Annotated in this window: 21 protein-coding genes; 5 read left to right on the forward strand and 16 right to left on the reverse strand. The window is 64.4% G+C overall.

Annotated features, from left to right (window positions below; genetic code table 11):
• Positions 1–54: 54 nt before the first annotated feature.
• From JOY50_RS04990 to glcD, 5 genes are all read right to left on the reverse strand, one after another.
• Complete coding sequence (locus JOY50_RS04990) at positions 55–2,223, reverse strand: malate synthase G (protein WP_138736813.1); 2,169 nt, start codon at positions 2,221–2,223, stop codon at positions 55–57.
• A gap of 152 nt (positions 2,224–2,375) precedes the next feature.
• The gene (locus tag JOY50_RS04995; protein WP_132841176.1) at positions 2,376–2,774 is read right to left on the reverse strand and encodes a heme-binding protein; all 399 of its coding nucleotides are present in this window, start codon (positions 2,772–2,774) and stop codon (positions 2,376–2,378) included.
• Positions 2,767–4,002, reverse strand: a complete 1,236-nt coding sequence (gene glcF, locus JOY50_RS05000) for a glycolate oxidase subunit GlcF (protein WP_243054861.1) — start codon at positions 4,000–4,002, stop codon at positions 2,767–2,769. The genes JOY50_RS04995 and glcF overlap by 8 nt, the downstream gene beginning before the upstream one ends.
• Before the next feature lie 9 nt (positions 4,003–4,011).
• Positions 4,012–5,064, reverse strand: a complete 1,053-nt coding sequence (gene glcE / locus JOY50_RS05005) for a glycolate oxidase subunit GlcE (protein WP_243054862.1) — start codon at positions 5,062–5,064, stop codon at positions 4,012–4,014.
• Positions 5,064–6,563: a glycolate oxidase subunit GlcD gene (glcD, locus tag JOY50_RS05010; protein ID WP_243054863.1), complete on the reverse strand. Its 1,500-nt coding sequence runs from the start codon at positions 6,561–6,563 to the stop codon at positions 5,064–5,066. The genes glcE and glcD overlap by 1 nt, the downstream gene beginning before the upstream one ends.
• A 195-nt stretch (positions 6,564–6,758) precedes the next feature.
• Between glcD and glcC the strand changes: the two genes are divergently transcribed.
• Positions 6,759–7,523, forward strand: a complete 765-nt coding sequence (gene glcC, locus JOY50_RS05015; RefSeq protein ID WP_028613196.1) for a transcriptional regulator GlcC — start codon at positions 6,759–6,761, stop codon at positions 7,521–7,523.
• A 121-nt stretch (positions 7,524–7,644) separates the two neighbouring features.
• Here the strand turns inward: glcC and JOY50_RS05020 are convergent, their stop codons facing one another.
• The 3 genes from JOY50_RS05020 to JOY50_RS05030 all read right to left on the reverse strand — a co-directional run bounded on the left by JOY50_RS05020 (position 7,645) and on the right by JOY50_RS05030 (position 10,541).
• Entirely contained in the window at positions 7,645–7,962 is a 318-nt protein-coding gene (locus tag JOY50_RS05020) for a DUF2388 domain-containing protein (RefSeq protein ID WP_016487609.1), read from the reverse strand.
• Between the two features lie 208 nt (positions 7,963–8,170).
• Entirely contained in the window at positions 8,171–9,139 is a 969-nt protein-coding gene (locus JOY50_RS05025; protein WP_132841161.1) for an NAD(P)-dependent oxidoreductase, read from the reverse strand.
• 10 nt (positions 9,140–9,149) lie between these two features.
• Positions 9,150–10,541, reverse strand: a complete 1,392-nt coding sequence (locus JOY50_RS05030) for an FAD-binding oxidoreductase (RefSeq protein WP_243054864.1) — start codon at positions 10,539–10,541, stop codon at positions 9,150–9,152.
• 200 nt (positions 10,542–10,741) lie between these two features.
• Between JOY50_RS05030 and JOY50_RS05035 the strand changes: the two genes are divergently transcribed.
• On the forward strand, positions 10,742–11,800 hold the full coding sequence (locus JOY50_RS05035) for a GlxA family transcriptional regulator (protein ID WP_132841155.1): 1,059 nt from the start codon (positions 10,742–10,744) through the stop codon (positions 11,798–11,800).
• 228 nt (positions 11,801–12,028) lie between these two features.
• Here the strand turns inward: JOY50_RS05035 and JOY50_RS05040 are convergent, their stop codons facing one another.
• The 4 genes from JOY50_RS05040 to JOY50_RS05055 all read right to left on the reverse strand — a co-directional run bounded on the left by JOY50_RS05040 (position 12,029) and on the right by JOY50_RS05055 (position 16,105).
• On the reverse strand, positions 12,029–12,379 hold the full coding sequence (locus JOY50_RS05040) for a cupin domain-containing protein (RefSeq protein WP_132841152.1): 351 nt from the start codon (positions 12,377–12,379) through the stop codon (positions 12,029–12,031).
• 12 nt (positions 12,380–12,391) lie between these two features.
• The gene (locus JOY50_RS05045) at positions 12,392–13,768 is read right to left on the reverse strand and encodes an MFS transporter (protein ID WP_132841149.1); all 1,377 of its coding nucleotides are present in this window, start codon (positions 13,766–13,768) and stop codon (positions 12,392–12,394) included.
• Positions 13,769–13,990: 222 nt separating this feature from the next.
• Positions 13,991–14,773, reverse strand: a complete 783-nt coding sequence (locus JOY50_RS05050; protein WP_243054865.1) for an NAD(P)-binding domain-containing protein — start codon at positions 14,771–14,773, stop codon at positions 13,991–13,993.
• Between the two features lie 12 nt (positions 14,774–14,785).
• Positions 14,786–16,105 carry an FAD-binding oxidoreductase gene (locus JOY50_RS05055; protein WP_243054866.1) on the reverse strand — a complete coding sequence of 440 codons (1,320 nt, stop codon included), beginning with the start codon at positions 16,103–16,105 and terminating at the stop codon, positions 14,786–14,788.
• 166 nt (positions 16,106–16,271) lie between these two features.
• Between JOY50_RS05055 and JOY50_RS05060 the strand changes: the two genes are divergently transcribed.
• Entirely contained in the window at positions 16,272–16,898 is a 627-nt protein-coding gene (locus JOY50_RS05060) for a glutathione S-transferase family protein (protein WP_243054867.1), read from the forward strand.
• 228 nt (positions 16,899–17,126) lie between these two features.
• On the opposite strand, the gene sfnR is transcribed toward JOY50_RS05060, so the two are convergent.
• The 4 genes from sfnR to mrdA all read right to left on the reverse strand — a co-directional run bounded on the left by sfnR (position 17,127) and on the right by mrdA (position 22,227).
• On the reverse strand, positions 17,127–18,227 hold the full coding sequence (gene sfnR / locus JOY50_RS05065) for a sigma54-dependent transcriptional activator SfnR (protein WP_132841139.1): 1,101 nt from the start codon (positions 18,225–18,227) through the stop codon (positions 17,127–17,129).
• 9 nt (positions 18,228–18,236) lie between these two features.
• The gene (locus JOY50_RS05070) at positions 18,237–19,424 is read right to left on the reverse strand and encodes an acyl-CoA dehydrogenase family protein (protein ID WP_243054868.1); all 1,188 of its coding nucleotides are present in this window, start codon (positions 19,422–19,424) and stop codon (positions 18,237–18,239) included.
• Between the two features lie 9 nt (positions 19,425–19,433).
• Positions 19,434–19,994, reverse strand: a complete 561-nt coding sequence (msuE, locus tag JOY50_RS05075) for an FMN reductase (protein ID WP_016487602.1) — start codon at positions 19,992–19,994, stop codon at positions 19,434–19,436.
• A 337-nt stretch (positions 19,995–20,331) separates the two neighbouring features.
• A complete protein-coding gene (gene mrdA, locus JOY50_RS05080) occupies positions 20,332–22,227 on the reverse strand; it encodes a penicillin-binding protein 2 (protein ID WP_243054869.1) in 1,896 nt (631 codons plus the stop codon).
• 569 nt (positions 22,228–22,796) lie between these two features.
• On the opposite strand from mrdA, the gene JOY50_RS05085 reads away from it, so the two are divergent.
• Both JOY50_RS05085 and JOY50_RS05090 read left to right on the forward strand, forming a co-directional pair.
• Positions 22,797–24,137: an MFS transporter gene (locus JOY50_RS05085; protein ID WP_138736809.1), complete on the forward strand. Its 1,341-nt coding sequence runs from the start codon at positions 22,797–22,799 to the stop codon at positions 24,135–24,137.
• 168 nt (positions 24,138–24,305) lie between these two features.
• Positions 24,306–25,493: an OprD family porin gene (locus JOY50_RS05090; RefSeq protein WP_405045966.1), complete on the forward strand. Its 1,188-nt coding sequence runs from the start codon at positions 24,306–24,308 to the stop codon at positions 25,491–25,493.
• The last annotated feature ends 566 nt before the right edge of the window (positions 25,494–26,059 follow it).

Below are 26,059 nucleotides of genomic sequence, written 5' to 3' on the forward strand. Positions count from 1 at the left end.
GCAGGCCTGACGGTTTGCCCAAAACCTGTGGGAGCGGGCGTGCCCGCGAACGCATCAGCGCAGAACCTCCTGCTTGAAGCGCAAGCGCCAGCCATGCAGCAACGGCTCGGTATAGCCGCTGGGCTGCTCGCGCCCTTTGAACACCAGGTCCCGCGCAGCGCGCAAGGCATGCGATGTATCGAAACCGGCTGCCATCGGCCGGTATGCCGGATCCCCCGCATTCTGCTGGTCGACTACCTGGGCCATGCGTTGCAAAGTCGCCTCGACCTGCTCGGCCCCCACCACCCCATGGTGCAGCCAGTTGGCAATGTGCTGCGCGGAAATGCGCAGGGTGGCGCGGTCTTCCATCAGGCCCACATCGTGAATGTCGGGCACCTTGGAACAGCCAATTCCTTGCTCGACCCAGCGCACCACGTAACCGAGGATGCCTTGGCAGTTGTTGTCCAGTTCGGCCTGGATATCAGCGGCACTCCACGGCCGTTCGGCGCTGACCGGAATACTCAGCAGGTCATGCAGCAAGGCGCCGCGCTGGGCTTCCAGGTCGACCTGTTCCAGCGCCTGTTGTACGGCGGCTACGTCTACCTGGTGATAGTGCAGCGCATGCAAGGTGGCGGCCGTGGGCGACGGCACCCAGGCAGTGTTGGCACCGGCCTTTGGCTGGGCAACTTTCTGTTCGAGCATGGCCGCCATCAGGTCGGGCATGGCCCACATGCCCTTGCCGATCTGTGCCTTGCCGCGCAGGCCGCAGGCCAGCCCGACCAGCACGTTGCTGCGTTCGTAGGCCTGGATCCAGGCACTGCCTTTCATGTCGCCCTTGCGCAGCATGGCGCCGGCTTCCATGGCGCTGTGCATCTCGTCACCGGTGCGGTCGAGGAAGCCGGTATTGATGAACACCACCCGTGACGCCGCGCTGGCGATACAGGCCTTGAGGTTGACGCTGGTGCGTCGCTCCTCGTCCATGATGCCCATCTTCAGGGTATGTGCCGGCAGGCCCAGCAGGGCTTCGACGCGGCCGAACAACTGGTCGGCGAAGGCCACTTCGGCCGGCCCGTGCATCTTCGGCTTGACGATGTACAGGCTGCCTTCGCGGGAATTGCCGCGGCGCTTGAGGTCGTGCAAGCCGATCAAGCTGGTAATCACGGCATCGAGGATGCCTTCGGGGATCTCCCGGCCATCGCGGTCGTGGATGGCCGGGTTGGTCATCAGGTGGCCGACGTTGCGGATGAACAGCAGCGAGCGGCCCGGTAGGGTCAAGGGGTGGCCGTCTACGCCGTGGTAATGGCGGTCTGCGGCCAGGGTGCGGTTGAAGGTTTTGCTGCCTTTGCTCACCTGTTCGCTCAGGTCGCCCTTCATCAGGCCCAGCCAGTTGCGGTAGACGTGGACTTTGTCGTCGGCATCCACGGCCGCTACTGAGTCTTCGCAGTCGATGATGGTGGTCAGCGCGGCTTCCAGGGCGATGTCCTTGACCCCGGCCAGGTCCTGCTGACCGATCGCACTGGTCGGGTCGATCTGGATTTCGAAATGCAGCTGGTGGTGCTGGAGCAGGATTGCCGTGGGTGTGCTCGGCTCACCCTGGTAACCCCGCAGTTGTGTGCGATTCTGCAACACGACCTGACGGCCGTCGGCCAGGGTGACCTGCAGGGTGCCCTGGTCGATCGCATAGGCTGTGGCGTCGCGGTGCGAAGCGCCGTCGAGTGGGGCGCTAGCGTCGAGGAACTGCCGGCCATAGGCAATCACCTTGTCACCGCGCACCGGGTTGTAGCCTTGGCCGCGTTCGGCGCCAGCGGTTTGGGCAATGGCATCGGTGCCGTACAGCGCATCGTACAGCGAACCCCAGCGGGCGTTGGCGGCGTTGAGGGCGTAGCGGGCATTGCTCAGTGGCACGACCAGCTGCGGGCCGGCTTGCACGGCGATTTCGCGGTCGACGTTGCGGGTGCTGATTTGCACGGTTTCGGGGGCGTCGACCAGGTAGCCGATACCTTGCAGAAAGTGCTGGTACGCGGCCATGTCGCGGATCGGGCCGGGGTGCTGGCGGTGCCAGTTGTCCAGCTCGGTTTGCAGGCGCTGGCGTTCGGCGAGCAGGGCGCGGTTTTGCGGGGCAAGGTCGTGGACGAGGGTGCTGAAACCTTGCCAGAAGGCGTTGGCTTCGATGCCGGTACCGGGGAGGACTTCGTCTTCGATGAAGCGCTGGAGGGTGGGGGCGATCTGGAGTTCGTTTGGCATTGTCTGTTCGCTCGATGTTCGGTCTTCGGGAATTCAGTCGCCTGCGCGGGCCTCTTCGCGGGTAAACCCGCTCCCACAGGGACCGCAGGCACCTCAAATCCAGTGCAGTACTTGTGGGAGCGGGTTTACCCGCGAAGAGGCCGTTACAGGATTTACAAGGCAGCCGCCCCAGCCTTGGCTACCTGGGCATCCTGTTCGGACTTGACCCCGGATACGCCAATGGCACCCACCACCTGGCCATCCACCCGCAGTGGCACGCCACCTTCCAGGCTGGTGAGCAGCGGTGCGGTGACGAATGCGGTGCGGCCACCATTGACCATTTCCTCGTAATCCCGGGTTTCCTTGCGCCCCAGCGCGGAGGTACGGGCTTTCTCCACGGCAATGTAGGCACTGGCCGGCGCACAGCCATCCAGACGCTCCAGGGCCAAGGGGTGGCCGCCGTCGTCGACCACGGCGATGGTCACGTTCCATTGTTGTGCCAAGGCTTCCTGGCGGGCGGCGGCCAGCACACGGACGACTTCGGCATGGCCGATCACGAACTTGCTATGCATGGGGGTTCTCCGGGTTCAAGGCTGCTTCGACGATTTCGATCCAGTGCCGTACCGGCGTGCGCCCGGCCCCGTCGAGGTGGGCCTGGCAGCCGATATTGGCGGTAGCGATGACTTGCGGTTTGCCGCTTTCCAGGGCGTTGAGGCGGTTGTCCCGCAGTTGCAGCGACAGCGCTGGCTGGGTCAGCGAATAGGTGCCAGCCGAGCCGCAGCACAGGTGCCCGTCCGGCACCGAAGTCAGGGTAAAGCCCAGGCGCGTCAGCAGCGCCTCTACCGCCCCTCCAAGTTTTAGGGCGTGTTGCAGCGTACAGGGGCAGTGGAAGGCCAGGCGCTGCTCGGCGCACAGGCCCAGTTGCTCGACCGGCTCATCACGCAGTACTTCTACCAGATCGCGGGACAGGGCGCTGACCCTTGCAGCTTTGGCAGCGTAGCGGGTGTCGTGCTCCAGCAGGTGACCATAGTCGCGCACGAACGCGCCGCAGCCGCTGGCGGTTTGCACGATGGCCTCGGCACCTGCTTCGATAGCCGGCCACCAGGCGTCGATATTGCGCCGCGCACGCTGCAGGCCTTGCTCCTGGGCATTGAGGTGATAATCCACCGCGCCACAGCAGCCGGCCTGATGGATCGGTTGCACGCTAATCCCCAGGCGGTCGAGCAGGCGTGTCGCAGCGGCATTGGTATTGGGTGACAAGGCCGGCTGCACGCAGCCTTCCAGCATCAGCACCTGGCGTGCGTGGCGTGGCGCGGGGCGCTCGCCGGGCGCCGTGATGCGCGCCGGTAGCTTGCGCTTGAGCGTGGCCGGCAGCAGCGGGCGCAGGGCCTGGCCGCTGTGGGTCAGCGCCTTGAACAACGCAGGGCGTGGCACCACCGTACGCAGGCCCTGGCGCAGCAGGCGCTGACCGAGCGGGCGCTGCACCTGCTGGTCGACCACGGCGCGGCCGATGTCCAGCAGGTCGTGGTACCTGACCCCGGATGGGCAGGTGCTTTCGCAGTTGCGGCAGCTCAGGCAGCGGTCCAGGTGCAGTTGGGTGCTGGCGGTGACCGGCTCGCCTTCCAGCACCTGCTTTATCAGGTAGATGCGCCCGCGCGGGCCGTCCAGTTCATCGCCCAGCAGCTGGTAGGTGGGGCAGGTGGCGGTGCAGAAACCACAGTGCACGCAGGAGCGCAGAATGCTTTCGGCCTCGTCGGCGCGGGCCAGCCGGCGGCTTGTTTCGCTCAGGTTGGTTTGCATGGTCTGGCCTCACAGGTCCGGGTACAGGCGGCCAGGGTTGAACATCCCCTGGGGGTCGAGCTGCTGCTTGAGGGCGCGGTGGTAACGCATCAGTGCGGCGTGCAGGGGTGGGCTGCTGGCTGCACCGGGGGCGTAGCAGGTGGCGTGGCCGCCCACCTTGGTAACCTGGTCGCGAATCGCCTGCGCCGGTGCGCTGGACTTCAGCCAGCGCTGGGCACCCCCCCAGTCGATAAACTGCCGGCCGGGCAGGTGCAACTCGCCGGTGGCGTTGGGCAGCGACAGCCGCCATAGCGGCGCGGGGTCACTGAAGAACGCCAGGCGCTGCTCGCGCAGGTCGCGCCAGAAGCCGCTGTCGAGGGTTTCGCCGCCCAGGCGCTGGCGGGCCGACTGCACCGAGCCCTCACCGCCTTCCAGGCGCAAGTACAGGGCGTCTCCGTCATGGCAGGCCGCGCTGATCGGCAATGGCTGCTGGCCCCATTCGGCCAGCTCGGCCAATGCCTGGTGGCTGCCCATCGGCAGGCGCAGGCTCAGGCATTCGCGCGGCCGAGGCAGCACTTTCAAGGAAACTTCAGTCAACAGCCCCAGGCAACCGAAGCTGCCGGCCATCAGCCGTGATACATCGTAACCGGCCACATTCTTCATTACCTCGCCACCAAAGCGCAGCAGCTTGCCGTGGCCGGTGATTACCCGCGTGCCGAGCACGTAGTCACGTACCGAACCGGCCCACGGCCGCCTGGGGCCGGACAGGCCCGCCGCGACCATGCCGCCCAAGGTGGCCTCGGGGCCCAGATGCGGCGGTTCGCAGGGCAGCATTTGGCCGGCCTCGTGCAGCGCCGCTTCGATCTCGCGCAGTGGTGTGCCTGCGCGGGCGGTGAGCACCAGTTCGGTCGGGTCGTAGCTGACGATGCCACGGTGGCTGCGGGTGTCGAGTACTTCGCCGGCCACCGGGCTGCCGAGCATGGCCTTGCTGTTGCTGCCCTGGATACGCAATGGCGTGCCCTGGTTCAAGGCCTCGTTGACCTGCGCCAGCAGGGCCTGGCTGGTATCGCGGTCGATGCTCATCAGAAACGCTCCAGCTCGGGGAAGGGCAGTTGCCCGTGGTGCACGTGCATGGCGCCGAACTCGGCGCAGCGGTGCAGGGTGGGGATGTTCTTGCCGGGGTTGAGCAGGCCCTGGGGGTCGAAGGCGGCCTTGACCGCGTGGAACAGGGTGATTTCGTCGCTGTTGAACTGCGCGCACATCTGGTTGATTTTTTCGCGGCCTACGCCGTGCTCGCCGGTAATGCTGCCGCCCACCGCCACGCACAGTTCGAGGATCTTGCCGCCGATGGCTTCGGCCCGCTCCAGCTCGCCGGGCAGGTTGGCATCGAACAGGATCAGCGGGTGCATGTTGCCGTCGCCGGCGTGGAACACGTTGGCTACGCGCAGGCCGTATTCGCTGGACAGGTCACTGATGCCCTTGAGCACCCGCGGCAGTTCGCGGCGTGGGATGGTGCCGTCCATGCAGTAGTAGTCCGGGGAAATGCGCCCCACCGCCGGGAAGGCGTTCTTGCGCCCGGCCCAAAAACGCACGCGCTCGGCCTCGTCGCAGGCCAGCCGCACTTCCCGGGCGCCGGCTTGGGTCAGCACGGCGGCCACCCGTTCGCAGTCGTCGTGCACATCGGCCTCCACGCCGTCCAGTTCGCACAACAGGATGGCCGCCGCGTCCACCGGGTAGCCGGCGTGTATGAAGTCTTCGGCAGCGCGGATGGCCAGGTTGTCCATCATCTCCAGCCCGCCTGGAATGATGCCGGCGGCGATGATTTCGGCCACCGCCCGGCCAGCGTCCTCGACGCTGTTGAAACTGGCCAGCAGCACCCTTGCCACCTGAGGTTTGGGCAGCAGTTTCACGGTCACTTCGGTGACGATGCCGAGCATGCCTTCAGAGCCAGTGAACAGCGCCAGCAGGTCGAAGCCGGGGCTGTCCAGGGCATCGCTGCCCAGGGTCAGGTGTTCCCCTTCGACCGTGAGAATGTCCACCTTGAGCAGGTTGTGCACGGTCAGGCCGTACTTGAGGCAGTGCACGCCACCTGCGTTCTCGGCGACGTTGCCACCAATGGAGCAGGCAATTTGCGAGGACGGGTCTGGCGCGTAGTACATACCATGAGGTGCGGCGGCCTGGGAGATGGCCAGGTTGCGTACGCCGGGTTGCACACGGGCGTAGCGGCCCTGTGGGTTGACCTCAAGGATGCGGTTGAAGCGCGCCATCACCAGCAGGATGCCCTTGGCCAGCGGCAGGGCACCGCCCGACAGGCCGGTACCGGCGCCACGCGCTACCACTGGCACCCCGCGCTGGTGGCAGAGCTTGAGCAGCGTTTGCACCTGCTCCAGGCGCTCGGGCAGCACCACCAGCAGCGGCACAGTGCGATAGGCCGAAAGGCCATCGCATTCGTAGGGTTTGAGGTCTTCTTCGCGGTGCAGGACTTCGAGGTCCGGCAGGGCACTGCGCAGTGCCTGCAGCAGGGCTGCCTGGTCCACGGCGGGTAGTGCGCCATCGACGCGTTCGTCGTACAGGATATTCATCGGCTCACTCGGCAACGGTTTTTGTAGTTGTTGGCAAAGCGGTCACCGTTGCAGCCTGCGCGTGCCAGCAGCAGCGGTCGAGCATGGCAGGCACTGGTCCTACCAGTTTTTCTTCGGGGTACTGGTTATTGATGGGTTTACCCGGCTAGATTGGGGCAGGTGGTCTAACTGGTCCTACCAGCAGGAGGGTGCGCAATGGTTACTGACGGCAAGGGCAAGGTCGCCGACCAGGTGGCCGAGCGGGTCGAGCGGCTGATCGTCGACGGCGTGCTGAAGGTGGGCCAGGCCCTGCCGTCGGAGCGGCGGCTGGTAGAGAAGCTGGGTTGTTCACGCTCTGCCCTGCGCGAAGGGCTACGCATTTTGCGTGGGCGCGGCATCATCGACACCGAGCAGGGGCGAGGCTCGTTCGTCGCCGACCTGACAGGGCAGGCGGGCGCCACACCGTTGATGCACCTGTTCAGCTCCCAGCCGCGCACGCTGTTCGACCTGCTGGAGGTGCGGGCGTTGCTGGAGGCCGAGTCGGCGCGGCTGGCGGCGTTACGCGCCACCGAGGTCGACCGCTTGCTGATTCGCCGGCGTTATGAAGAAATGCTGGCTGCCCACGAGGCGGCAGAGGCGCTGGACGCCCGTGAGCACGCCCGCCGTGACCATGCCTTTCACCGGGCGATCAGCGAGGCGTCGCACAACCCGGTGCTGGTGCATACCCTGCAATCGCTCAGTGACCTGACCTTGAGCACCGTGTTTGCCTCGGTCAACAACCTGTATTGCCGGCCGGCGCAAAAACGCCAGATTGATCGGCAGCATGCGCGGCTGTATCACGCGGTGATGGAGCAACTGCCGGAGCAGGCGCAGCGGGCGGCGCGTGAGCATATCAACGGGATACGCGACAGTCTGCGGGAGATCGAGCAGGAAGAGCAGCGCCTGGTCAGGGCGACCATGCGCATGGATGGTTGGGGGTGAGGTCGCCTGTGCCGGCCTCTTCGCGGGTAAACCCGCTCCCACAGGAAACGCACTAGATCTGAAGGCGGTGCAGTCCCTGTGGGAGCGGGTTTACCCGCGAAGAGGCCGGTACTGGCTGACTTCAATGATCGGCTATACGGTCATCCTGGGAAAGAATAGCCCTGGCCAGCTCTTCATCATTGGCCTGCAGCCCCGGATGATCCTTGCGGGCCTGTTCCAGCGCCGACTCTACATAAGCGCCACGGATCGCACCGCCGCTGGCGACGAAGGCAGACAGCTCGTCACGGGCCGGGATGATCCGTTTGTCGTCCTTGAAGGTCGAATACAGCGAAGCGGAAACACCGGCCGAGGTGGCGACGTCGCCCGCATCGACGCGGGCCAGGGCAGCACCAGCAGGCAGCAGGAGCAGCAGCGCAGGGGCGAGGAGTAGGTGGCGCATGTCGAGTTCTCCAATAGCGTGAAGCACAGGGAAATAAACCACTCAGTGTTTAAGAGGGCCGGGGGGGCGGGTAGTTCCCTTTGCTGGCTGGAGATTGTCGGGGCCGCCGCGCGGCCCCCGAGGTAGGGTCAGGCCAACTGGTAGGTGGTCTTCACCCGGGTAAAGAACACGAAGGCGCCATCGACGTAGCGGTTTTTGGTGACAAGGGTCATGCAGTGCGAGTCCTTTTCTCACAAACCTGGCGGGCGACGAAGTCGCTGATATTGTCCACGGCGCTGTCCATCAGCTGCTGCATGGCGTCTTCACTGCTCCAGGCGATATGCGGGTTGAGCAGGAAGTCGTCGCGGTCGATCAGTTCGAACAACGGGTTGCTGGGGTGCAGCGGCTCCACTTCCACTACATCCAGCGCCACACCGCCCAGGCGGCCCTGTTGCAGCGCCTGAATCAGCGCCGCTTCGTTGACCACACCGCCGCGGCCGGTGTTGACCACGATGGCATCGGGCTTCATCAATGCCAGCTGCCCGGCATCAATGAGGTTGTGGGTTTCTGGCGTGAGCGGGCAATTTATCGACAACACGTCGCAGCTTTTCAGCAGCTCGGCCAGCGGCCGGCAATCGGCGCCCTGGCGCTTGCCGCCGCGGTCTTCGAACAGCACCTGCATGCCGAATGCCCGCGCCAGGTGTGCCAGGCGCAGGGCAATCGGGCCGCTGCCGATGATCGCCAACTGCTTGTCGCGCACATCGCGGATGCGGTGGTTGAAGTAGATGTTCTGGTACGGCTTGTCGCCGGCATGCACCTGGCGCATCAGGCGGGTGAAGGCGGCCGGGCGGCGGAACAGTTCAAGGATCATCGCCAGGCTGTGCTCGGCCACGGTGTTGGCGGCATAGCCCGGTACGCTCGATACTTCGATGCCGTTGGCTTCGCAATAATCGACATCCACGATGTCACGACCGGTCAGGGCCAGCGAGATCATCTTCAGCCTGGGCAACTGGCGCAGGTGCTCTTCGCGCAGCGGCACGCTGCAGGTCAGCGCCACGGTCGCGTCTTTGAGGTGCTCCGGCACCTGGTCGGGGTGGGTGTAGGCGTACTGCTGCCAGCTGTGATCGCAGTCGGGGCGCTTGAGGCGGGTGGAAGGCGCCAGGCTTTCGTCGTCAAGGAAGACGATATGTTCGCTCACGGTCTTGTCCTTATTTTTTCTGCGCGGGCACGTAACCGGCGGGCGCCATGCCCACAAGCTGGCGGGTGATGAAGCTGGCATCCTGGTCGTGGTCTTCCAGCGATTCCTTGCGCACCAGTGCATCGCGAACCAGATGTGCGCCAAAGAAGCGCAACGGCTCTGGCGGCAGCAGCTTCATCTTCTGGTTGACCAGGCCACAGTTGGCCCACTCGTCGTTGGCATGGGTGGCCAGCGACTTGATGATGCGGCTGGCAAACACCGTGGTGGCGACGCCGTTGCCGGAAAAACCGATGCCGTAGCTGACGGTCTGGTGATGGTCGAGGTAGCCAAAGTTGGGCAGGCCCTTCATGGCGCGGTCGATTGGCCCGGTCCAACTGCTGACCACCGGTACATCCTGCAACTGCGGGTACAGGCGGCGCAGTTCGGCAGCGACCTTGTCGGCGGCCGGCGAGGGTTTTTCATACAGGTTGCCAATGCGCCCGGCATAGGCGAACTGGCCCAGCGGCTTGCCAAACACCACGCGCCCGTCCGGGGTGTTGCGCCAGTAGTTGAGCACGGTGCGCGAATCGGTCATGCATTCGCCGCGGCTGAAACCGATGGCGTCGAGCTTGGCCTTGACCGGCGCGGTGGCGACCATGTCGCTGGACATGATCGCGATCATCCGGCGCAGCTCGGGGAATTGCGCGCCCCAGGCGTTGAGCGCCAGCACCACGTGGTTGGCTTTTACATGGCCTTTGGCGGTGTGCACCACCGGGTGCTTGCCGCGCTGCAGGTGAGTGAACGGCGATTTCTCGAAAACCTGCACGCCCAGCTTCAGTGCCACGCGGCGCAGGCCGCGGGCCAGCATGGCGGGCTGCACAGTGGCCGCGTTGGGGTCGAAGATGCCGCCCAGCACCAGTGGCGAGCCGACGCGGCCGCGAATGGTCTGGCGGTCCAGTTCCTGGAACGGGTTGACGTCGAGTTTCTGCAGGCCGTCGGTGAGTACGCGCCACGAGTTCATCTGCCGCTGGTTGGTGGCCGTCCACAGCCAGCCGTCCTTGCGGTACTGGGCGTCGATGCCGTGCTCCCGGCAGAAGCTGCCGATCTCGTCGATGGCCGACTCGGCCGCCTCGCAGATGCGCCGCGCCTCAACATCCCCGCAGATGGTGCGCACCGACAGGTACTTGCCCCACCAGTTGGTGGCCACACCGCCGTTGCGCCCGCTGGCACCCGAGCCGCAGCGGTCGCGCTCGACGATGACGATGGTTTTTTCCGGGTGCGCCTGTTTCAGGCGGATGGCCGACCACAGGCCAAGGAAGCCACCGCCGACGATGCACACGTCGGCTTGAATCGAGTCCTGCAGGGCAGGGGCCAGGTCGTTGTCCAGGTCCAGCGCCTGGGCATACCAGAATCCACGGTACATGAGGGGTGCCTCTGAGCATGTTTGTCTTGTGCCTACATGATGCTCAGCCGGGCGAGTGCGCTGATATTACAGCCATGACAATTGATAGAACGGCGCCGCCTTTTGTCACGGATTTCCTATTTGTGGGGATGCATATGATATGACGGACGCAGGGCGCGCTTTAGAATGACGCCATTACCGATGTAACGAGGCCAGCGTCCATGTTTGCCGAACAACAAGAGCAACCGGTACAAGCCCCCGTCATCACTGCGCAGGTCAAGCCCGAACTACGGGTAGGTTTCGTGCTGATGAACCACTTCACCCTGGTGCCGGTGGCGGGGTTGGTGGACTCGCTGCGCTTTGCTGCGGACAAGTCATTCCGCAGCCAGCAGGTGTTGTGCCAGTGGGACTGGATGACGCTGGACGACCAGCCGATCACCGCCAGTTGCGGCATGCCCATTTCGCCGACCAAGCCGCTTAACCTGTTTGCCCAGTACGACTATGTGGTGCTGGCCGGTGGCCTGCTGGACGAAACCCGCAATCCGCCGGCCTGGCTGCTGGATGCCCTGCGTGAGGTGCATGCGGCGAATATCCCGATCATCGCCCTGTGCTCGGGGTCGTTCGTGCTGGGCAAAGCCGGGCTGCTCGATGGCCGGCGCTGTGCGTTGCATTTCACCTTGCGCGACGAGTTCAAGGAGCGTTTTCCACTGGCCACGGCGGTGATCGACAAGAGCTACGTGGACGACCGCGGCATCATCACCTGCCCGGGCGGCACGGCCATCGACCTGGCGGCCAGCCTGATCCGCCGGCATTGCGGCGCAGTGCGGGCGCAGAAGGGGCTGGAATACCTGCTGGTGGACGAGCGCGCTGAAGAGCGGGACAAGGCGTCCAGCGAATGCGTGTACCAGAACGACCGCGTGCAGCGGGCGATCAGCTTCATGCGCGCCAACCTGGATGCCTCGATGACGCTCAAGGCCGTGGCCGAAGCAGTGGGCACCCACCCTCGGCAGTTGCACCGCGAATTTGTGGCCAATACCCAGGAGCCACCGGCCAACTACTGGCGCAAGCTGCGCCTGGATCATGCTCGGCGGTTGCTGGTGAACACCAGCCAGAACATCACCACCATTGCCTTGGCCTGCGGGTTTTCCGATGCGTCGCACTTTATCCTGTGGTTTCGCAAGCAGTATGGCGAGACGCCGTATAGCTTCCGCAAGCGCAGGCATGAAGTGGAGCGGTTTGACTGGCATGGCGACAAGGTGGGGTTGGACCCGGAGCTCTAACAAGCTATCGCGGTCAGGTGTAGGAGCGGCCTTGTGTCGCGATGGACCGCAAAGCGGTCCCCGTATTTCAGCTTCGCAGCAGAAATTGCCGGGGCCGCTTTGCGGCCCATCGCGACACAAGGCCGCTCCTACAGGGACCGCGTGGGTGTCAGGGCTGGCCGAAGGCCTGCATCTCCATCCGGCTGGTCCGTTTGCCGGGGCTGATAGGTTCGATCATCCATTTGTGCCTTAGAACAGCACGTAAGTCTTGCGCAGGGTTTCGCGAATGTCCCAGACACCCTCGCAGTTCTCCGGGAACAGCACTGCGTCGCCGGCGCGCAGCTCTACCGGCTCGCCACCGTCGGGGGTAAAGGTGCACCGGCCGCTGACAATGTGGCTGAACTCTCGGTTTTTCAGGTGCCGGCGGAACACCCCCGGGCTGCTTTCCCATACGCCGATGCTGGCGCCGACGGCTTCATCCGTCTGGTCCTGGGCGGTGGCGGCCTGGGCGACGGGCTCACCGATCGGCAGGCGGGCCGGGGCGGGGGCACCCAGCGTCGCGAGGGGGGCATTGCGCACGACAGTCAGTACTTGGCTCACGAATAGGCTCCTTCAGGCTTTACGAACAACGGGTTTGGCAGCGGAGGTGGTGCGGGTGGGGTTACCAAGCGCCGCGGCTTGCTGCAGGTCGAGCTTGCTGGTCTCGGGGGCCAGCCACCAGGCGATCAGGGCGCCGAACAGCGAGATCAGGGCGGCGGCGAACATGGTGTTGGCAATGCCGTAGGAGGCAAGTGATATCGGCACCAGGTACGTGCCCACGGCGGCGCCGATGCGTGACAACGAAGTGGCTAGGCCCACCGCCGACGCACGGATTTCGGTCGGGAACAACTCGTTGGGGTAGACGTATTCAAGCACCTGGGCGCCGCCGATCAGTACGGCATAGGCGCCGAACAGCACCAGTACGGTTGTTGGCGAGGCATCCGGGAACACCCCCAGCAGCGCCAGCGACATGCCCGACCAGAGGAAGCTGTGGATCAGCATGTTGCGCCGGCCCAGGCGGTTGATCAGCTTGGTGGCCAGCAGGCAGCCCAGGGTGAACAGCAAGGTGATGGCGATGGAGCCAAAGGCCGCCCAGTCACCGGTCAGTTGCAGTGCCTGCAGCACTTTGGGGGCGAACGAGTAGATGGCGAATAGCGGCACGATCGCGCAGGTCCAGAACAGGGTGACAAAGGCCATGCGCTTGCCGTAACCGGAGTGGAACAGCGACCACACCGACACCGGTTTGTCGCTGGTCTGCTCTGGCAGGTCGGCAATGGAGTAGTCGGGCCCGTAGACTTTCTTGATCACGGCGTCGGCTTCGGCGGTTCGGCCTTTGCTCAGCAGCCAGCGTGGCGACTCCGGTGTGCCACTGCGGGCAACCAGGAACAGCGCACCCGGTATCAGGGCGCTGGCCAATACATAGCGCCAACCGTCTTCACCGCCCACGCGCAGCAGCAGTTCGCCGACCATGTAGGCCACGGCGGCACCGGCAAACCACATCAGTACCATGGCCGCCAACAACGGCCCACGCTGCTTGCGTGGCAGGAACTCGGCCAGTAGCGACGTGGCGATCGGGTAGTCGGCACCGACCGCGATACCGATCAGCAACCGCCAGGCGAACAGGGCCCAGGCCGACTCGACCCAGAACTGCGCCACCGAGAAACCGACGATGGCGACCAGGTCGACCAGGTACAGCACCTTGCGCCCGTACTTGTCGGTGAACCAGCCACCGAGAAAACCACCCAGGAAGACACCGATCAATGCTGACGCGGCGATCAGCCCTTCCCACAGAGCCGACAGCTGCAAGGCATTGGTGATTTGCAGCATGGCGACGCCGATGATGCTCAGTACGTAGCCATCGAGAAAAGGCCCGCCAGCGGAATAGACCGTCAGTTTGCGGTGGAACCCGTTGAGCGGCGCATCTTCTACGGAGCGTTTGGAAACGGACATACGGCTTACCTCTTGTTGTTATGTGGTGCACTAACGTGGCGGCACTATGGCACCGGCTTGCGTGGGCGCCCTATAACGGCTCGGACGAGTCATGGGATGGGATGACCGTGGGTGGTGCGGACGGTGGAGGTGGTGCGCAGACGCGGCTGAGGCGTTGAGGCGGACAGGGCGCGGGTGTAGCGGCCGGCGGGGCCGACGATGCTGTCGTCGGCCCTGTGACGTTTATTGCCCGGCCAGCCCTGACCTCGTCAGCAACCCGTCCAGTACCACCTCGCATGCCGCCCCCCAGGTGGCGCTTACCGGCTGATGCATCAGCACCGCGAGGCCATCGGCAGTAAAGGTGCCCGGCGTGGCAATGGCCTGGCCCAAGGCCTTGAGCGTGTATTCCGGCTGCTGCGCGGCACTGGCCACGCAGTCTTGCAGGTTGCCCAGCACCAGCGCACGCGCTTCGGCTGCGGGCAGGCCTTTGTCCATCAGCCACTGCTGCAGGTCGTGCAGCAGGAAGTAGAACCAGCCATTCATGCACGCTGCTATGGTGGCCAGTTCGAAGTCCGGCTCGCCGTGCAGCACCACCAGTTTGCCCAGTGGCCCCAGGTACTGCGTGGTGAGCGCATCGGGTGGGCAAACCACTACCGTGGACTGGTTGTACTGCGCCGCATACGACAGCATCGCACGCACACAGAGGGCACCAGGGAACGCGATGGACAGTTGCGCAAGGTTGACCCCGGCGGCGAGCGAGACCAGCCGCTGGCCAGGGCGCAGGTGTACGTCCTCTGCCAGTTCGGCGAGCGAATGCGGGCGCACGCCAAGGATCACCAGTTCTGCCTGGTCGACCACTGCCTGGTTGCTTGCCAGCACCTGGCAGCCATGCTCCTGGGCCAGCAGGGCTGCCCGTTGCGCATTGCGCGGTGACAACAGGATGGGGCCTTCGAAACCGCTGCGACGCAGGCCGATGACTACTTTTTCGGTGAGTTCGCCCACCCCGAGAATGCCAAGGCTATGCATGGTGCCTCCTGGTCAGCTTTCCAGGCCGGCACGGCGCTGGCCCCAGTGCAGGTTGAGGTTGACGCCCGCGCTCAGCATCGGCTCCGGCGGGTTGCGGTTGGGGCCTGCGGAGCCCAGCAGGAAGTCGATCAGCTCGTCGCGTTCGCCGCTCAGCCAGTCAGCCAGCAGGGTGCCGGTAGCGGTGCCACGGGTGATGCCAAGGCCGTTGCAGCACAGCGCCGCATGCACGTTGGGTGCGAGGGTACCGAAGTGCGACAGGTGGTTGCGCGACAGGCACATCGAGCCACCCCAGGTGTATTCGAACGCCAAGCCCGACAGCATCGGGAAGCGCCGCTCGAACGAATCGCGATGCTGGCGCCCGGCACGGGCGATGTGGCGTGGGTTGGCGCGGCCGTCGGCATTGAAGCTGAAGCTGTTGCGCACCAGCAGGCGCTGGTCCGGGGTGCGCCGCAGGGTGCTGCCGAACGGGTCTGCCGGGATGATGCCCCAGGTGTTCTTGCCGCCCAGGCGGGCTTGTTCGTCCTCTGTCAGCGGGCGCGTCATGCTGGCGTAAGTGAAGATTGGCAGCAGGCGGCCAGGCAGGAAGCCGAAGTACGAGGCGAAGGCATTGTTGGTTAGCAACAGCTGGTCGGCAACGATCTCACCGTTGGCGTGCTTGAGGGTGATGCGCCGGCCGTGCTCGATGTGGGTGATGGTGGTGCGTTCGTGCAGGGTCACGTTGCCCGGTAGGCTGTCGGCCAGGCCTTTGGCCAGGGCCGCGGGTTGCAGCAACTGAGTGCCCGGGGTGTACAGCGCCTTGCGGTAGAAGCTGGTGCCGAAGTGCTCGGGCAGGTCGCGGGCATCGATCAGCTGGTAAGGCTGGCCGAGTTTTTCCAGGCCGCTGCGGTAGGCTTCGAGCACCGCCAGCCCTTTGTCTTCGACGGCCGCCTGGTACTTGCCGTCTGGACGGATCTGGCAGTCGATGCCGTGCTGGTTGATCAGCCCGCGCAAGATCGCCTGCGCGCGCAGGTTGAGCTTGAGGTTCATCCGCGCCGTGGGCAGGTCGCCGATGTAGTCGGCGGCGCCGATATCGTGGGGCAGGTCGATGGCAAAGCCGGAGTTGCGCCCCGAGGCGCCGAAGCCGACTTCCTGGGCGTCGACCAGGATCACTTCGTCGTCAGGGTGATGCAGGGCCAGTTGGCGCGCAGCGGCAAGCCCGGTGAAACCCGCGCCAAGCACCACCCAGCGCGCCTCGCTCCGCCCCCGGTGCGCAACGCGTGGCTGGCGCGGCGGGCTGAGGTTGAACCAGCCGCAACCGTTGTCGTCCGCAGGGGTAGAGGTGTTTCTGTACATGGTTTTTATCCGTGTTGTTTTCTCCACTATGGCATTGGCGGTTGGGCGGGGACTATGACGGGAGGGACGGGGAATGGGATGTTTTGGCTGAGGGCATTGACCGTTTCGGGCCGGGCGTGATTTGCTCGGGCTACATGATCATTCAAAGGAAATTGAAGGTCCCACCATGGCCGACTACAAGCTGCATTGCTTCGCCGAATCCGGCAACGCCTACAAGGCTGCGCTGATGCTTGAACTCACGGGCCAGGACTGGCAGCCGGTGTTTGTCGACTTCTTCCATGGCCAGACCCGGGAGCAAACCTGGCGTGACGAGGTGAACGAGCAAGGCGAGGTGCCGGTGTTGGAACACGCGGGCAAAACCTTCACCCAGTCTGCGCTGATCCTGGAATACCTTGCCGAACAGACCGGCCAGTTCGGCCCGCGTGACGATGACGAAAAGCGCGAGATCTGGCGCTGGATGCTGTTCGACAACCACAAATTCACCAGCTATTACGCCGCGCTGCGCTTCCTGTTCTGCCTGAAGAACACCGGCGAAACGGACGTGACCCGGTTCCTGCGCGAGCGTGCCACGGCGGCTTATCGTATTGTCGACGCGCACCTGGCGAAGACGCCGTTCATGGTCGGCGGCCGGCTGACCATCGCCGACCTGTCGTTGGCGGGGTATGTATTCATGCCGGAAGACACCGGTATTCCATTGGCGGAGTTCACCCATATCGAGGCGTGGAAGGCGCGGATTCAGGCGCTGCCAGGGTGGAAGCACCCGTATGAGCTGATGCCGCGCACGGCATCCTGACCCCTCCGCGGGCACGCCCGCTCCCACAGGTACAGCATGGTCTTGCAGCCGGCGCAATACCTGTGGGAGCGGGCGCGCCCGCGAAAGCCCCAACCCGGTATATGGCACCGGCTTCGCCGGTGTTCGCGGCTGAAGCCGCTCCCACAGGTACTGCTTAAGCCTCAAGCTTGCGCTGCCCCTGTGGGAGCGGCTTTAGCCGCGAAGAGGCCGGCTCAGGCATTACAGGTCTCAGATCGACAACCGCACCACCCGATTGTCCAGCACCTGCTGCTCCTGCCCGCGCCGCTTGTTCACCACCAGCTCGCCAATGGCAATCAGCCGCGTGCGCGTGATGTTGCGTGACAACCCCAGCAACTGCGCGGTATGCACCTGGTTGTAATGGCAGAACCGATAGGCCGAGCGCAGCAGGGCATTTTCCACTTTCTCGTACAGGTCACCCGACTGCTCCTCGTACAACCGGCTGAACGCCCGCTGCAGCAGGTCCTCCACACCATTGCCTGCCGGCTCCTCTTCTTGCCGTTCGATGCGCAGGTTGGACAAACGCAGGTCTTGTGCGCGCACCGTGCCATCGCCGCAGGTCAGCAAACTGTGGTGAATCACATTTTCCAATTCGCGAATATTGCCCGGCCAACTGTACTCCACCAACTTGGCCTGGGCCTCGGGGCTTAGTTCCACGGGGCCGTAGCCCAGCCGATCGCTGTAGCTGCGGATGAAGTGCCGGGCCAGCGGCAGGATGTCACCCGGGCGGTCCCGCAGCGGGTGCAACTGCAACGTCACCACGTTCAGGCGGTAGTACAGGTCTTCACGGAAGTGCCCGGCGTTGATGGCCTTTTCCAGCTGCACGTTGGTTGCGGCCAGTACCCGCACGTTGATCGGTATGCTCTTGCGCGACCCTAGCCGCACCACCTCACGCTCTTGCAGCACGCGCAGCAGCTTGACCTGGATGGGCAGCGGCAGGTCGCCGATTTCGTCGAGGAACAGCGTGCCGCCGTTGGCCTCCTCGAACCAGCCGGCCTTGGCCGCCAGGGCGCCAGTGAAGGCGCCCTTTTCATGGCCGAACAGTTCGGCTTCTACCAGCGATTCGGAGAATGCCCCGCAGTTGACCGCAACGAACGGCCCGTTGCGCCGGCCGCTGAGGTTGTGGATGTGGCGCGCGACCAGCTCCTTGCCCGTGCCGGTTTCGCCAATGATCAGGACGCTGGCCTCGCTGGGGGCGACCTGTTGCAAGTGGGCGAGCAGCGCCTGCGACCTGGGGTCTTCGAAGACCTGTGCGGTCGCCCTGATCGAGGTAGCCAGTGTCGGTGACGGGGGGAGGGTCAGCAGTTGCATGGGCAGTCCTCAGGAGTAGAAGGATGGGGCAGGGCGTTTGTCGTTGAGGGCCCACTCGCCGAGTTCGTGGATGCGGTAGTCCACTGGGTCGTGCAGGGTTTGCGTGCGCAGGTTGCGCCAGTGCCGATCGAAGCGCAGCGAGGCATGGGTGGCACGCGCACCGGTGACTTCGAACAGGCGGTTGCAGATATCCAGGCCGTGGCGGCTGGCGGCGACCTTGGCGGTGCCGATGGCCAGGGCCAGGTCGCCGCGCTCCTCGGGGGTGAGGGCATGTTCCTTGGCCCAGGCGGCGTCCAGTTGGCGCGCGGCCCGCTCGATCAGCAGGCGCACGCTTTCCAGGCCGACCCAGAACTCGCCGTAATGGCGCAGCACGTAAGGGTCTTCGGCACTGCTGGCGGCGCTGGAGCGGAACCACGGCCGGCTTTCCTTCAGCGTGTACTGGCGGGCTTCGTCGAAGGCGCCTTCGGCAATGCCGAGGAACAGGTTGGCGAAGTGCAACTGGGCAATCAGCGGCCGCAGGGCGGCAAACGGGGTGCTCAGGGGGCCTGGGTCGAGCAGCAGTTCATTGTGTTCGACCCGTACCCGCTCGAACGTGGCGCTGCCGCTGTCGGTCTGGCGCTGGCCGATGTTGTTCCAGTCGCGGTGCAGGCTGATGCCGGTGCGGCCGCTGGGAATGGCGGCGATCAGCAGTTTGCCGCCGGCACGTTCGTCCACCGCCGAGGCAATCAGCATTTCCGAATCGCTGGCGCCGGAGCAGAAGCTTTTCTTGCCAGAGAACTCGCACCAGCCGTCAAAGTGCTTGACCACGGTGCGCGTGTCCAGCGGGTTAAGGGCATTGCCCCAGAACCACTGTTTGCGGGCGGTCTGTTCAAACCACGGCTGCCATTGGTCCGGGCGCGAGAACAGGCGCACGGTGGCCAGCATCAGGTGGTGAAAGCCGAACACGTGGGCGATGGAGCTGTCGACCCGGGCGAACTCGCGCACCACCGCGAAGGTGTCGTGCCAGTTGGCCCCCTGGCCGCCGAAGGCCTGCGGGATCACCAGCGACAGTAGGCCGCTGTCACGCAAGGCATCGCGCTCGGCTTTCGGCGTGCCGCCACGCTCGTCGCGCTCGACGGCGGTCTGGGCAAACTGCCCGGCCAGTTCGCGGGCGATGGCCAAGGCCGGGCGCAGGGGGGTATTCACAGGTGCATTCATGGCCGCTCCTCAGGCGCTTTTACGCAGTGCGTGGTGGGCGCCGAACAGCGGCACGGCACGTTCGGCGGCCAGGCGGATACGGGCGGCGAGGGCATCGCTGGAGACCCGGTAGTCGGCCAGCTCTGCCTGGCTGGCGAACACACCGATGGGCAGGGTCAAGGCCTGCAGGAAGCTGAACAGCGGGCGCAGCTGGTGGTCGAGTACCAGTGCATGGCGTTCACTGCCACCGGTGGCGGCAAGCAGTACCGGGGTATCGACCAGGGCGTCCTGCCCGATCAGGTCGAACAAGTGCTTGAAGTGGCCGGTGAAGCTGCCACGGTATACGGGGGTGGTTACCACCAGCAGGTCGGCCTTTTCCACCAGGCGAAGTTGCTGTTCGACGGTTTCGGGCAGCTCGCTGCGCCACAGGGCGCTACCCAGTGGGCGGGCGATGTCGCCCAGTTCGATCAGGTGCGGCTTGATGTGCAGGTGTTCGGCCAGTTCGGCGAGGATCGCCTCGGTCAAGGCCAGGGTGCGCGAAGGGCGGGAAGTGCCGCCGGACAAGGCTACGACGTTCAGTGGGGTGCTCATGGGCAGGTCTCCGGTTCTGGTTGAGCGGGACTTTGCTTGAGCAATCGTCGTGCCTGGTTTTAATGTTGTTTGAGATCAACGGGTTAGCGCAAGTTCGTGTCTGCGCGGGTGTTGCCGTGCGGGCGTTTTCTGATGATCGGGTGTTGCGCTGCAGACAGTTGGCCGGGTGTTGGCTGCTGTACAGTTGGGAAGGTTATAAAGGATTACTCTTTTCAAAAAAAAGAATAAGAATTCATATTCTTATACGATTATTTTATTTTTGGCGCCTGTCTGGCCAACGCAGGTCGGGTAGGAGCGGCCTTGCGTCGCGATGGGGCGCGAAGCGGCCCCGGCAATCTCAAGTGTGCGGCACGCCCCGAGCAGGCACCCCGCCCGCATACTCCGGCTTCAGATGCCCCTGCTCATCCAGCAGGTAAGCATCCATCACCTCGCGCACCACCGGCCCCGCCACCCGGCCCCCAGCCTCACCGTTCTCGATCATCACCGCCACCACCACACTGGGGTGGTCGGCCGGTGCAAAGCCGACAAACAGGGCGTTGTCGCGGTGGCGCTCCAGGGTCTTGTTGCGGTTGTAACGCTCACCCTGCTTGATCGCCACCACCTGCGCGGTACCACTCTTGCCGGCGATCCGGTACTGCGCACCTGCCGCAGCGGCGCGGGCAATACCGCGCGGGTCGTGCATGACCATCTGCATGCCCTGGCTGACCTGATCCCAGGCATGCTTGTCGTGCAGCACGATGTTGGGCATCGGGTTGGGGTCCACCGGCGCATCGCCACCCACGGTCATGGCCAGGTGCGGGCGATGCCACACGCCCTTGCTCGCCAGCAGGCTGGTGGCCTGGGCCAGCTGCAGCGGGGTGACCTGCATGTAGCCCTGGCCGATACCCAGGATAAGGGTTTCGCCCGGGAACCATGCCTGGCGCCGGGTGGCGCGCTTCCACTGGGCCGACGGCATCAGCCCGGAGGCCTCTTCGAACATGTCCAGCGACACTTTCTGGCCTAAGCCGAATTCGGCCATGTAGTCATGCAGGCGGTCGATGCCCAGCTTGTGCGCCAGGTCGTAGAAGTAGGTGTCGTTGGACCGCATGATGGCGGTGTACATGTCTACCCAGCCGTCGCCGCTGCGGTTCCAGTTGCGGTACTTGTGGTCGTAGTTGGGCAGCTCGTAATAGCCCGGGTCGAACACCCGGCTGCCGGGGGTGATCACGCCGCTGTCGAGGCCGGCGATGGCCACTTCCGGCTTCACCGTCGAGCCCGGGGCATACAGGCCGCGCAGCACGCGGTTGAACAGGGGGCGGTCGATGGAATCGCGCAGTTCGGCGTACTGCTTGAAGCTGATGCCCTTGACGAACAGGTTGGGGTCGAAGCTGGGGTTGCTGACCATTGCCAGCACATCGCCGTTCGCCGGGTCCAGTACCACCACCGAGCCACGCCGGTCGCCCAGCGCCTTTTCTGCGGCCACCTGCAAGTGGGCGTCCAGGGTCAGGACAATGTCCTGGCCCGGGGTCGGGGCCTTGTGGTTGAGCACGCGCATCACCCGGCCCTGGGCGTTGGTCTCGACTTCCTCGTAGCCCACGTGGCCATGCAGCTGGCTTTCGTAGAAGTGCTCGATACCGGTCTTGCCGATTGACTGGGTGCCACGGTACTCGGTGCTGTCCAGGACCTTGGCCTCTTTCTCGTTGATGCGCCCCACATAACCCACCGAGTGGGCGAAATGCTCGGCCAGGGGGTATTCGCGGATGAACTGCGGCTCTACCTCCAGGCCCGGCAGGCGGAACTGGTTGACCGCCACCAGGGCGATCTGCTCTTCGCTCAGGCCCACCATCAGGGTCACCGGTTCGAACGGCTTGCGGCCACGGCGCAGGTCTTTGTCGAACTGCTTGCGGTCGTCTTCGGTCAGGCCTAGCACCTGTGTCAGGGTGTCGAGCACCTTGGCCGAGTCGCCACCGGCCCGCTCGCGGGTCATGGTCAGGTCGAAGCTGGGTTTGTTGTCGGCCAGCACCACGCCGTTGCGGTCGTAGATCAGCCCGCGTTCGGGGGCGATGGGCAGTACGTGCACGCGGTTGTTTTCCGACACGGCGGTCTGCTGGTCGTGCTGCAGCACCTGCAATACATACAGCCGCCCCACCAGCACGGCGACCAGGCTGAAGACCAGGATGGCGCAGGCCAGGAGCCGGCGGTTGACCAGGTGCTTTTCCTTTTCGTGGTCCTTGAGGGGGATGGGTTGTGGCATCAGTAGCTCTTTTTGCAGGTATCGCGGTGGCTCTACGGGCGCGCGATCGGGCCGGGGATGCTACGCAACACCTATCGTGGCCTCAAGGCGAGTGGCGTCCGACGGGGGGCGGGTAATGGCTGCCCACCCCGTAAACAGGGCGCTGGCGGGGAACATGAAGATTTGTTCATGGCTGCTGCGTCATAAGCGCTAAGGCATGATTTTGGTGCCTTTTATGGATCCACAAAATTGTAGCGTTCGATAAACGAACAAAATTTTGATTAAGCGTTAAATTTATAACTATTTGATTAGTATGGATAATTAGTATTTTTTTCTGTGAATTTCTCTTTTTCATGTACGGGTTCCCTGGGCGGACTAAAGGTTTCTCATTGTTTGTGGATCCATTATCTGGTTGATTAGCGCCTGACAGCGGCCGGAGCCCTCCTGCCGTATGCGATAACAATTACAAGAAGGGTCCAAGTCATGAATGGCTTATCAGGGGCACGGAACCGTCAAGGTTTCTTCCGCTTCGCCTGCGTGTGCACATCTGTCCTTCCACCTGTGGCCAAGCCGGGCCGGCAGGTGACCCCATGAATTCCGATCTCAAACAACGACTGGACAACGACCCGATGGGCCGGTTCCAGTGCCTGGCCATTGGTATTTGTATCGTCCTCAACATGATCGACGGCTTCGACGTACTGGTAATGGCCTTCACCGCCGCTTCGGTATCCGCCGAGTGGGGCCTGAACGGGGCGCAGGTGGGGCTGCTGCTCAGTGCCGGCCTGTTCGGCATGGCGGCCGGTTCGTTGTTCATCGCACCCTGGGCCGACCGCTTTGGCCGACGCCCGCTGATCCTGCTGTGCCTGGCGCTGTCCGGTATTGGCATGCTGCTCTCGGCACTCAGCCAGAGCCCGTTGCAACTGGCGCTGCTGCGTGGCCTGACCGGGCTGGGCATCGGCGGCATCCTGGCCAGCAGCAACGTGATTGCCAGTGAGTACGCCAGCAAGCGCTGGCGTGGCCTGGCGGTGAGCCTCCAGTCAACCGGTTATGCCCTGGGCGCGACGTTGGGCGGTTTGCTGGCGGTATGGCTGCTGGGGCATTGGGGTTGGCGCTCGGTGTTCCTGTTTGGCGGCATTGTCACCGTGCTGGTGATCCCGCTGGTGCTGTTGTGGCTGCCGGAATCGCTCGACTTTCTGCTGGCGCGTCGCCCGGCCAATGCCTTGGCACGGGTCAACCGCCTGGCCGTGCGCCTTGGCCAGCCGGCGCTGGCACACCTGCCAACACCCGCAGCAAGGGAGCAGGGCGCTGCCCGCGGCTTCCGGCAACTGCTGGCGCCGGCCATGCGCCGCACCACGCTGGTGATCTGGTTACTGTTCTTCCTGGTCATGTTCGGCTTCTACTTCGTCATGAGCTGGACGCCGAAACTGCTGGTGGCCGCTGGCCTGTCGGCACAGCAGGGCATCACCGGCGGGGTGCTGTTGAGTGTTGGCGGCATCCTCGGCGCGGCGCTGATCGGTGGCCTGGCTTCGCGCTGGCCACTCACCCGCGTGCTGGCGCTGTTCATGCTGATCACGGCGGCGCTGCTGGTGCTGTTCGTGGTCAATGGCGCGTCGGTCAGTGCCGCCTTGGCACTGGGGTTGCTGATCGGGTTGTTCTCCAACGGCTGCGTGGCCGGCCTGTATGCCCTGTCGCCGGTGGTCTATGACGCCTCGGTGCGCGCTACCGGCGTGGGCTGGGGCATCGGCATCGGCCGCATGGGCGCCATCCTGTCGCCGACCGTGGCCGGCGTGTTGCTCGATGGCGGCTGGCAACCGCTGCACCTGTACGGGGTGTTTGCCAGCGTCTTCGTGCTTGCAGCGGCTTGCCTGCTGTTGCTGCGCCCAATGACCAAGCCGGCGTCCGCCCAGCCCGCTGATGCACTGAGTCACTGAGCGCAACCCGGTCCGGCCGGGTATCTGAATGCAGTGTGCTGCCCTGGGCCAAGTTGGCCTGGGGCGGTCGGCTGCGCCTATTGAAAGCGGAGAACAATAATAATGATGCACACAACTTGCACGCTGGCCCGATCGGCCTTGGCGGTTTCGCTGGCGCTTGGCCTGGGTATGCCGGCTTGGGCCGAGGAGGGGGGCTTCTTTGAAGACGCCAAGGCCGGGCTGACTCTGCGCAACTATTACTTCAACCGAGATTTTCGCGACCCGGGGGCGGCCAAGAGCAAGGTTGAGGAGTGGGCCCAGGGCTTCATCTTCAAGTTCAGTTCTGGCTACACCCCGGGGTTGATCGGTGTTGGCCTGGACGGCATCGCCATGTTCGGCGTGAAGCTGGACAGCGGCCGCGGTACCAGCGGCTCCGAACTGTTGCCGGTGCACGATGACGGGCGTGCGGCCGACAATTATGGCCGCGCCGGGCTGGCGGCCAAGCTGCGTATTTCATCGACCGAGCTGAAGGTGGGTGAGCTGCTGCCGGATATCCCGCTGCTGCGCTACGACGATGGCCGCCTGCTGCCGCAGACCTTCCGTGGCGCCATGCTCGACTCGCGGGAAATCGAGGGCCTGAGCCTGCAAGCCGGCCAATACCGCGAGGTCAGCCTGCGCAACTCGTCCGATATGCAGGACCTTTCTGCCTGGGCCGCGCCTGGGGTCACCTCGGACGGCTTCAACTACGCCGGCGCTGAATACCGCTTCAACCAGCAGCGCACCCTGATCGGCGCGTGGCATTCGCAGTTGGAGGACATCTACCAGCAAAGCTACTTCAACCTGCTGCACAGCCAGCGAGTGGGCGGGTGGACGTTGGGGGCCAACCTGGGGTACTTCATCGACCGGGATGACGGCCAGGCGCGCATCGGCGATATCCAGAGCCGCACGGGCTACGCCTTGCTCTCAGCTTCGCACAGTGGCCACACACTGTACCTGGGGTTGCAGAAAGTCAGTGGCGACAGCCAGTGGATGTCGGTGTACGGCAGTAGCGGGCGAACCTTGGGCAACGACATGTTCAACGGCAACTTCAGCAACGCCGACGAGCGCTCGTGGCAAGTGCGCTACGACTACAACTTTGCCGCGCTGGGTGTGCCGGGGTTGCTGGCCATGGTGCGTTACGGTCATGGCGAAAATGCCACCACGGCGGCGGGCAGCAATGGCAAGGAGTGGGAGCGTGATACCGAGGTTAACTACACCTTCCAGAGCGGCGCGTTGAAGAACCTCAACATCCGCCTGAACAACGCAACCAACCGGCGTAGCTTCAACAGCGATTTTGACCAGACGCGACTGATCGTCAGCTACCCGCTGACGCTGTAAGCAGCACTATGCCCGGGGAGTACGGTCCTACAGGTTCGCGCAGGCTTCAGGCTTATGCAGTACCTATGGGGGCAACTGCCTTGCATAGCACCTAAGCGCTAGCGCGATCACTGTGGGAGCGGCTTTAGCCGCGAACACCGGCGGAAGCCGGTGCCATCCACCGCGCTGGATTCTTCGCGGGTAAACCCGCTCCCACAGGTACCGCGCAGGCTTCAGGTTTATGCATTACCTATGGGGGCAACTGCCTTGCATAGCACTAAGCGCTAGCGCGATCACTGTGGGAGCGGCTTTAGCCGCGAACACCGGCGGAAGCCGGTGCCATGCACCGCGTTGGATTCTTCGCGGGCACGCCCGCTCCCACAGGTACCGCGCAGGCTTCAGGTTTATGCAGTACCTGTCGGGGCAACTGTTGCAAAACATCTGAACGCGAGCGCGATTGCTGGACTGCCCCCATGAAGTTGGACACCAATCCAATTTCTTGGGGTGTTCACATGAGCAAGTATTCAGATCAATTCAAGCTCACCGCCGTCCAGGCTTATCTGGAGGGTGGTGAAGGATTTAGAACA

This window comes from Pseudomonas sp. BP01 (assembly GCF_022760795.1).
GTDB classification, from domain to species: domain Bacteria; phylum Pseudomonadota; class Gammaproteobacteria; order Pseudomonadales; family Pseudomonadaceae; genus Aquipseudomonas; species Aquipseudomonas putida_Q.

Excerpts from the sequence above, each read along its gene's own strand:
- JOY50_RS04990 (WP_138736813.1), bottom strand. The coding sequence starts at position 2,223 with ATGCCAAACGAACTCCAGATCGCCCCCACCCTCCAGCGCTTCATCGAA.
- JOY50_RS04995 (WP_132841176.1), bottom strand. The coding sequence starts at position 2,774 with ATGCATAGCAAGTTCGTGATCGGCCATGCCGAAGTCGTCCGTGTGCTG.
- glcF (WP_243054861.1), bottom strand. The coding sequence starts at position 4,002 with ATGCAAACCAACCTGAGCGAAACAAGCCGCCGGCTGGCCCGCGCCGAC.
- glcE (WP_243054862.1), bottom strand. The coding sequence starts at position 5,064 with ATGAGCATCGACCGCGATACCAGCCAGGCCCTGCTGGCGCAGGTCAAC.
- glcD (WP_243054863.1), bottom strand. The coding sequence starts at position 6,563 with ATGAATATCCTGTACGACGAACGCGTCGATGGCGCACTACCCGCCGTG.
- glcC (WP_028613196.1), top strand. The coding sequence starts at position 6,759 with ATGGTTACTGACGGCAAGGGCAAGGTCGCCGACCAGGTGGCCGAGCGG.
- JOY50_RS05020 (WP_016487609.1), bottom strand. The coding sequence starts at position 7,962 with ATGCGCCACCTACTCCTCGCCCCTGCGCTGCTGCTCCTGCTGCCTGCT.
- JOY50_RS05030 (WP_243054864.1), bottom strand. The coding sequence starts at position 10,541 with ATGTACCGTGGATTCTGGTATGCCCAGGCGCTGGACCTGGACAACGAC.
- JOY50_RS05035 (WP_132841155.1), top strand. The coding sequence starts at position 10,742 with ATGTTTGCCGAACAACAAGAGCAACCGGTACAAGCCCCCGTCATCACT.
- JOY50_RS05045 (WP_132841149.1), bottom strand. The coding sequence starts at position 13,768 with ATGTCCGTTTCCAAACGCTCCGTAGAAGATGCGCCGCTCAACGGGTTC.
- JOY50_RS05050 (WP_243054865.1), bottom strand. The coding sequence starts at position 14,773 with ATGCATAGCCTTGGCATTCTCGGGGTGGGCGAACTCACCGAAAAAGTA.
- JOY50_RS05055 (WP_243054866.1), bottom strand. The coding sequence starts at position 16,105 with ATGTACAGAAACACCTCTACCCCTGCGGACGACAACGGTTGCGGCTGG.
- JOY50_RS05060 (WP_243054867.1), top strand. The coding sequence starts at position 16,272 with ATGGCCGACTACAAGCTGCATTGCTTCGCCGAATCCGGCAACGCCTAC.
- sfnR (WP_132841139.1), bottom strand. The coding sequence starts at position 18,227 with ATGCAACTGCTGACCCTCCCCCCGTCACCGACACTGGCTACCTCGATC.
- JOY50_RS05070 (WP_243054868.1), bottom strand. The coding sequence starts at position 19,424 with ATGAATGCACCTGTGAATACCCCCCTGCGCCCGGCCTTGGCCATCGCC.
- msuE (WP_016487602.1), bottom strand. The coding sequence starts at position 19,994 with ATGAGCACCCCACTGAACGTCGTAGCCTTGTCCGGCGGCACTTCCCGC.
- mrdA (WP_243054869.1), bottom strand. The coding sequence starts at position 22,227 with ATGCCACAACCCATCCCCCTCAAGGACCACGAAAAGGAAAAGCACCTG.
- JOY50_RS05085 (WP_138736809.1), top strand. The coding sequence starts at position 22,797 with ATGAATTCCGATCTCAAACAACGACTGGACAACGACCCGATGGGCCGG.
- JOY50_RS05090 (WP_405045966.1), top strand. The coding sequence starts at position 24,306 with ATGCCGGCTTGGGCCGAGGAGGGGGGCTTCTTTGAAGACGCCAAGGCC.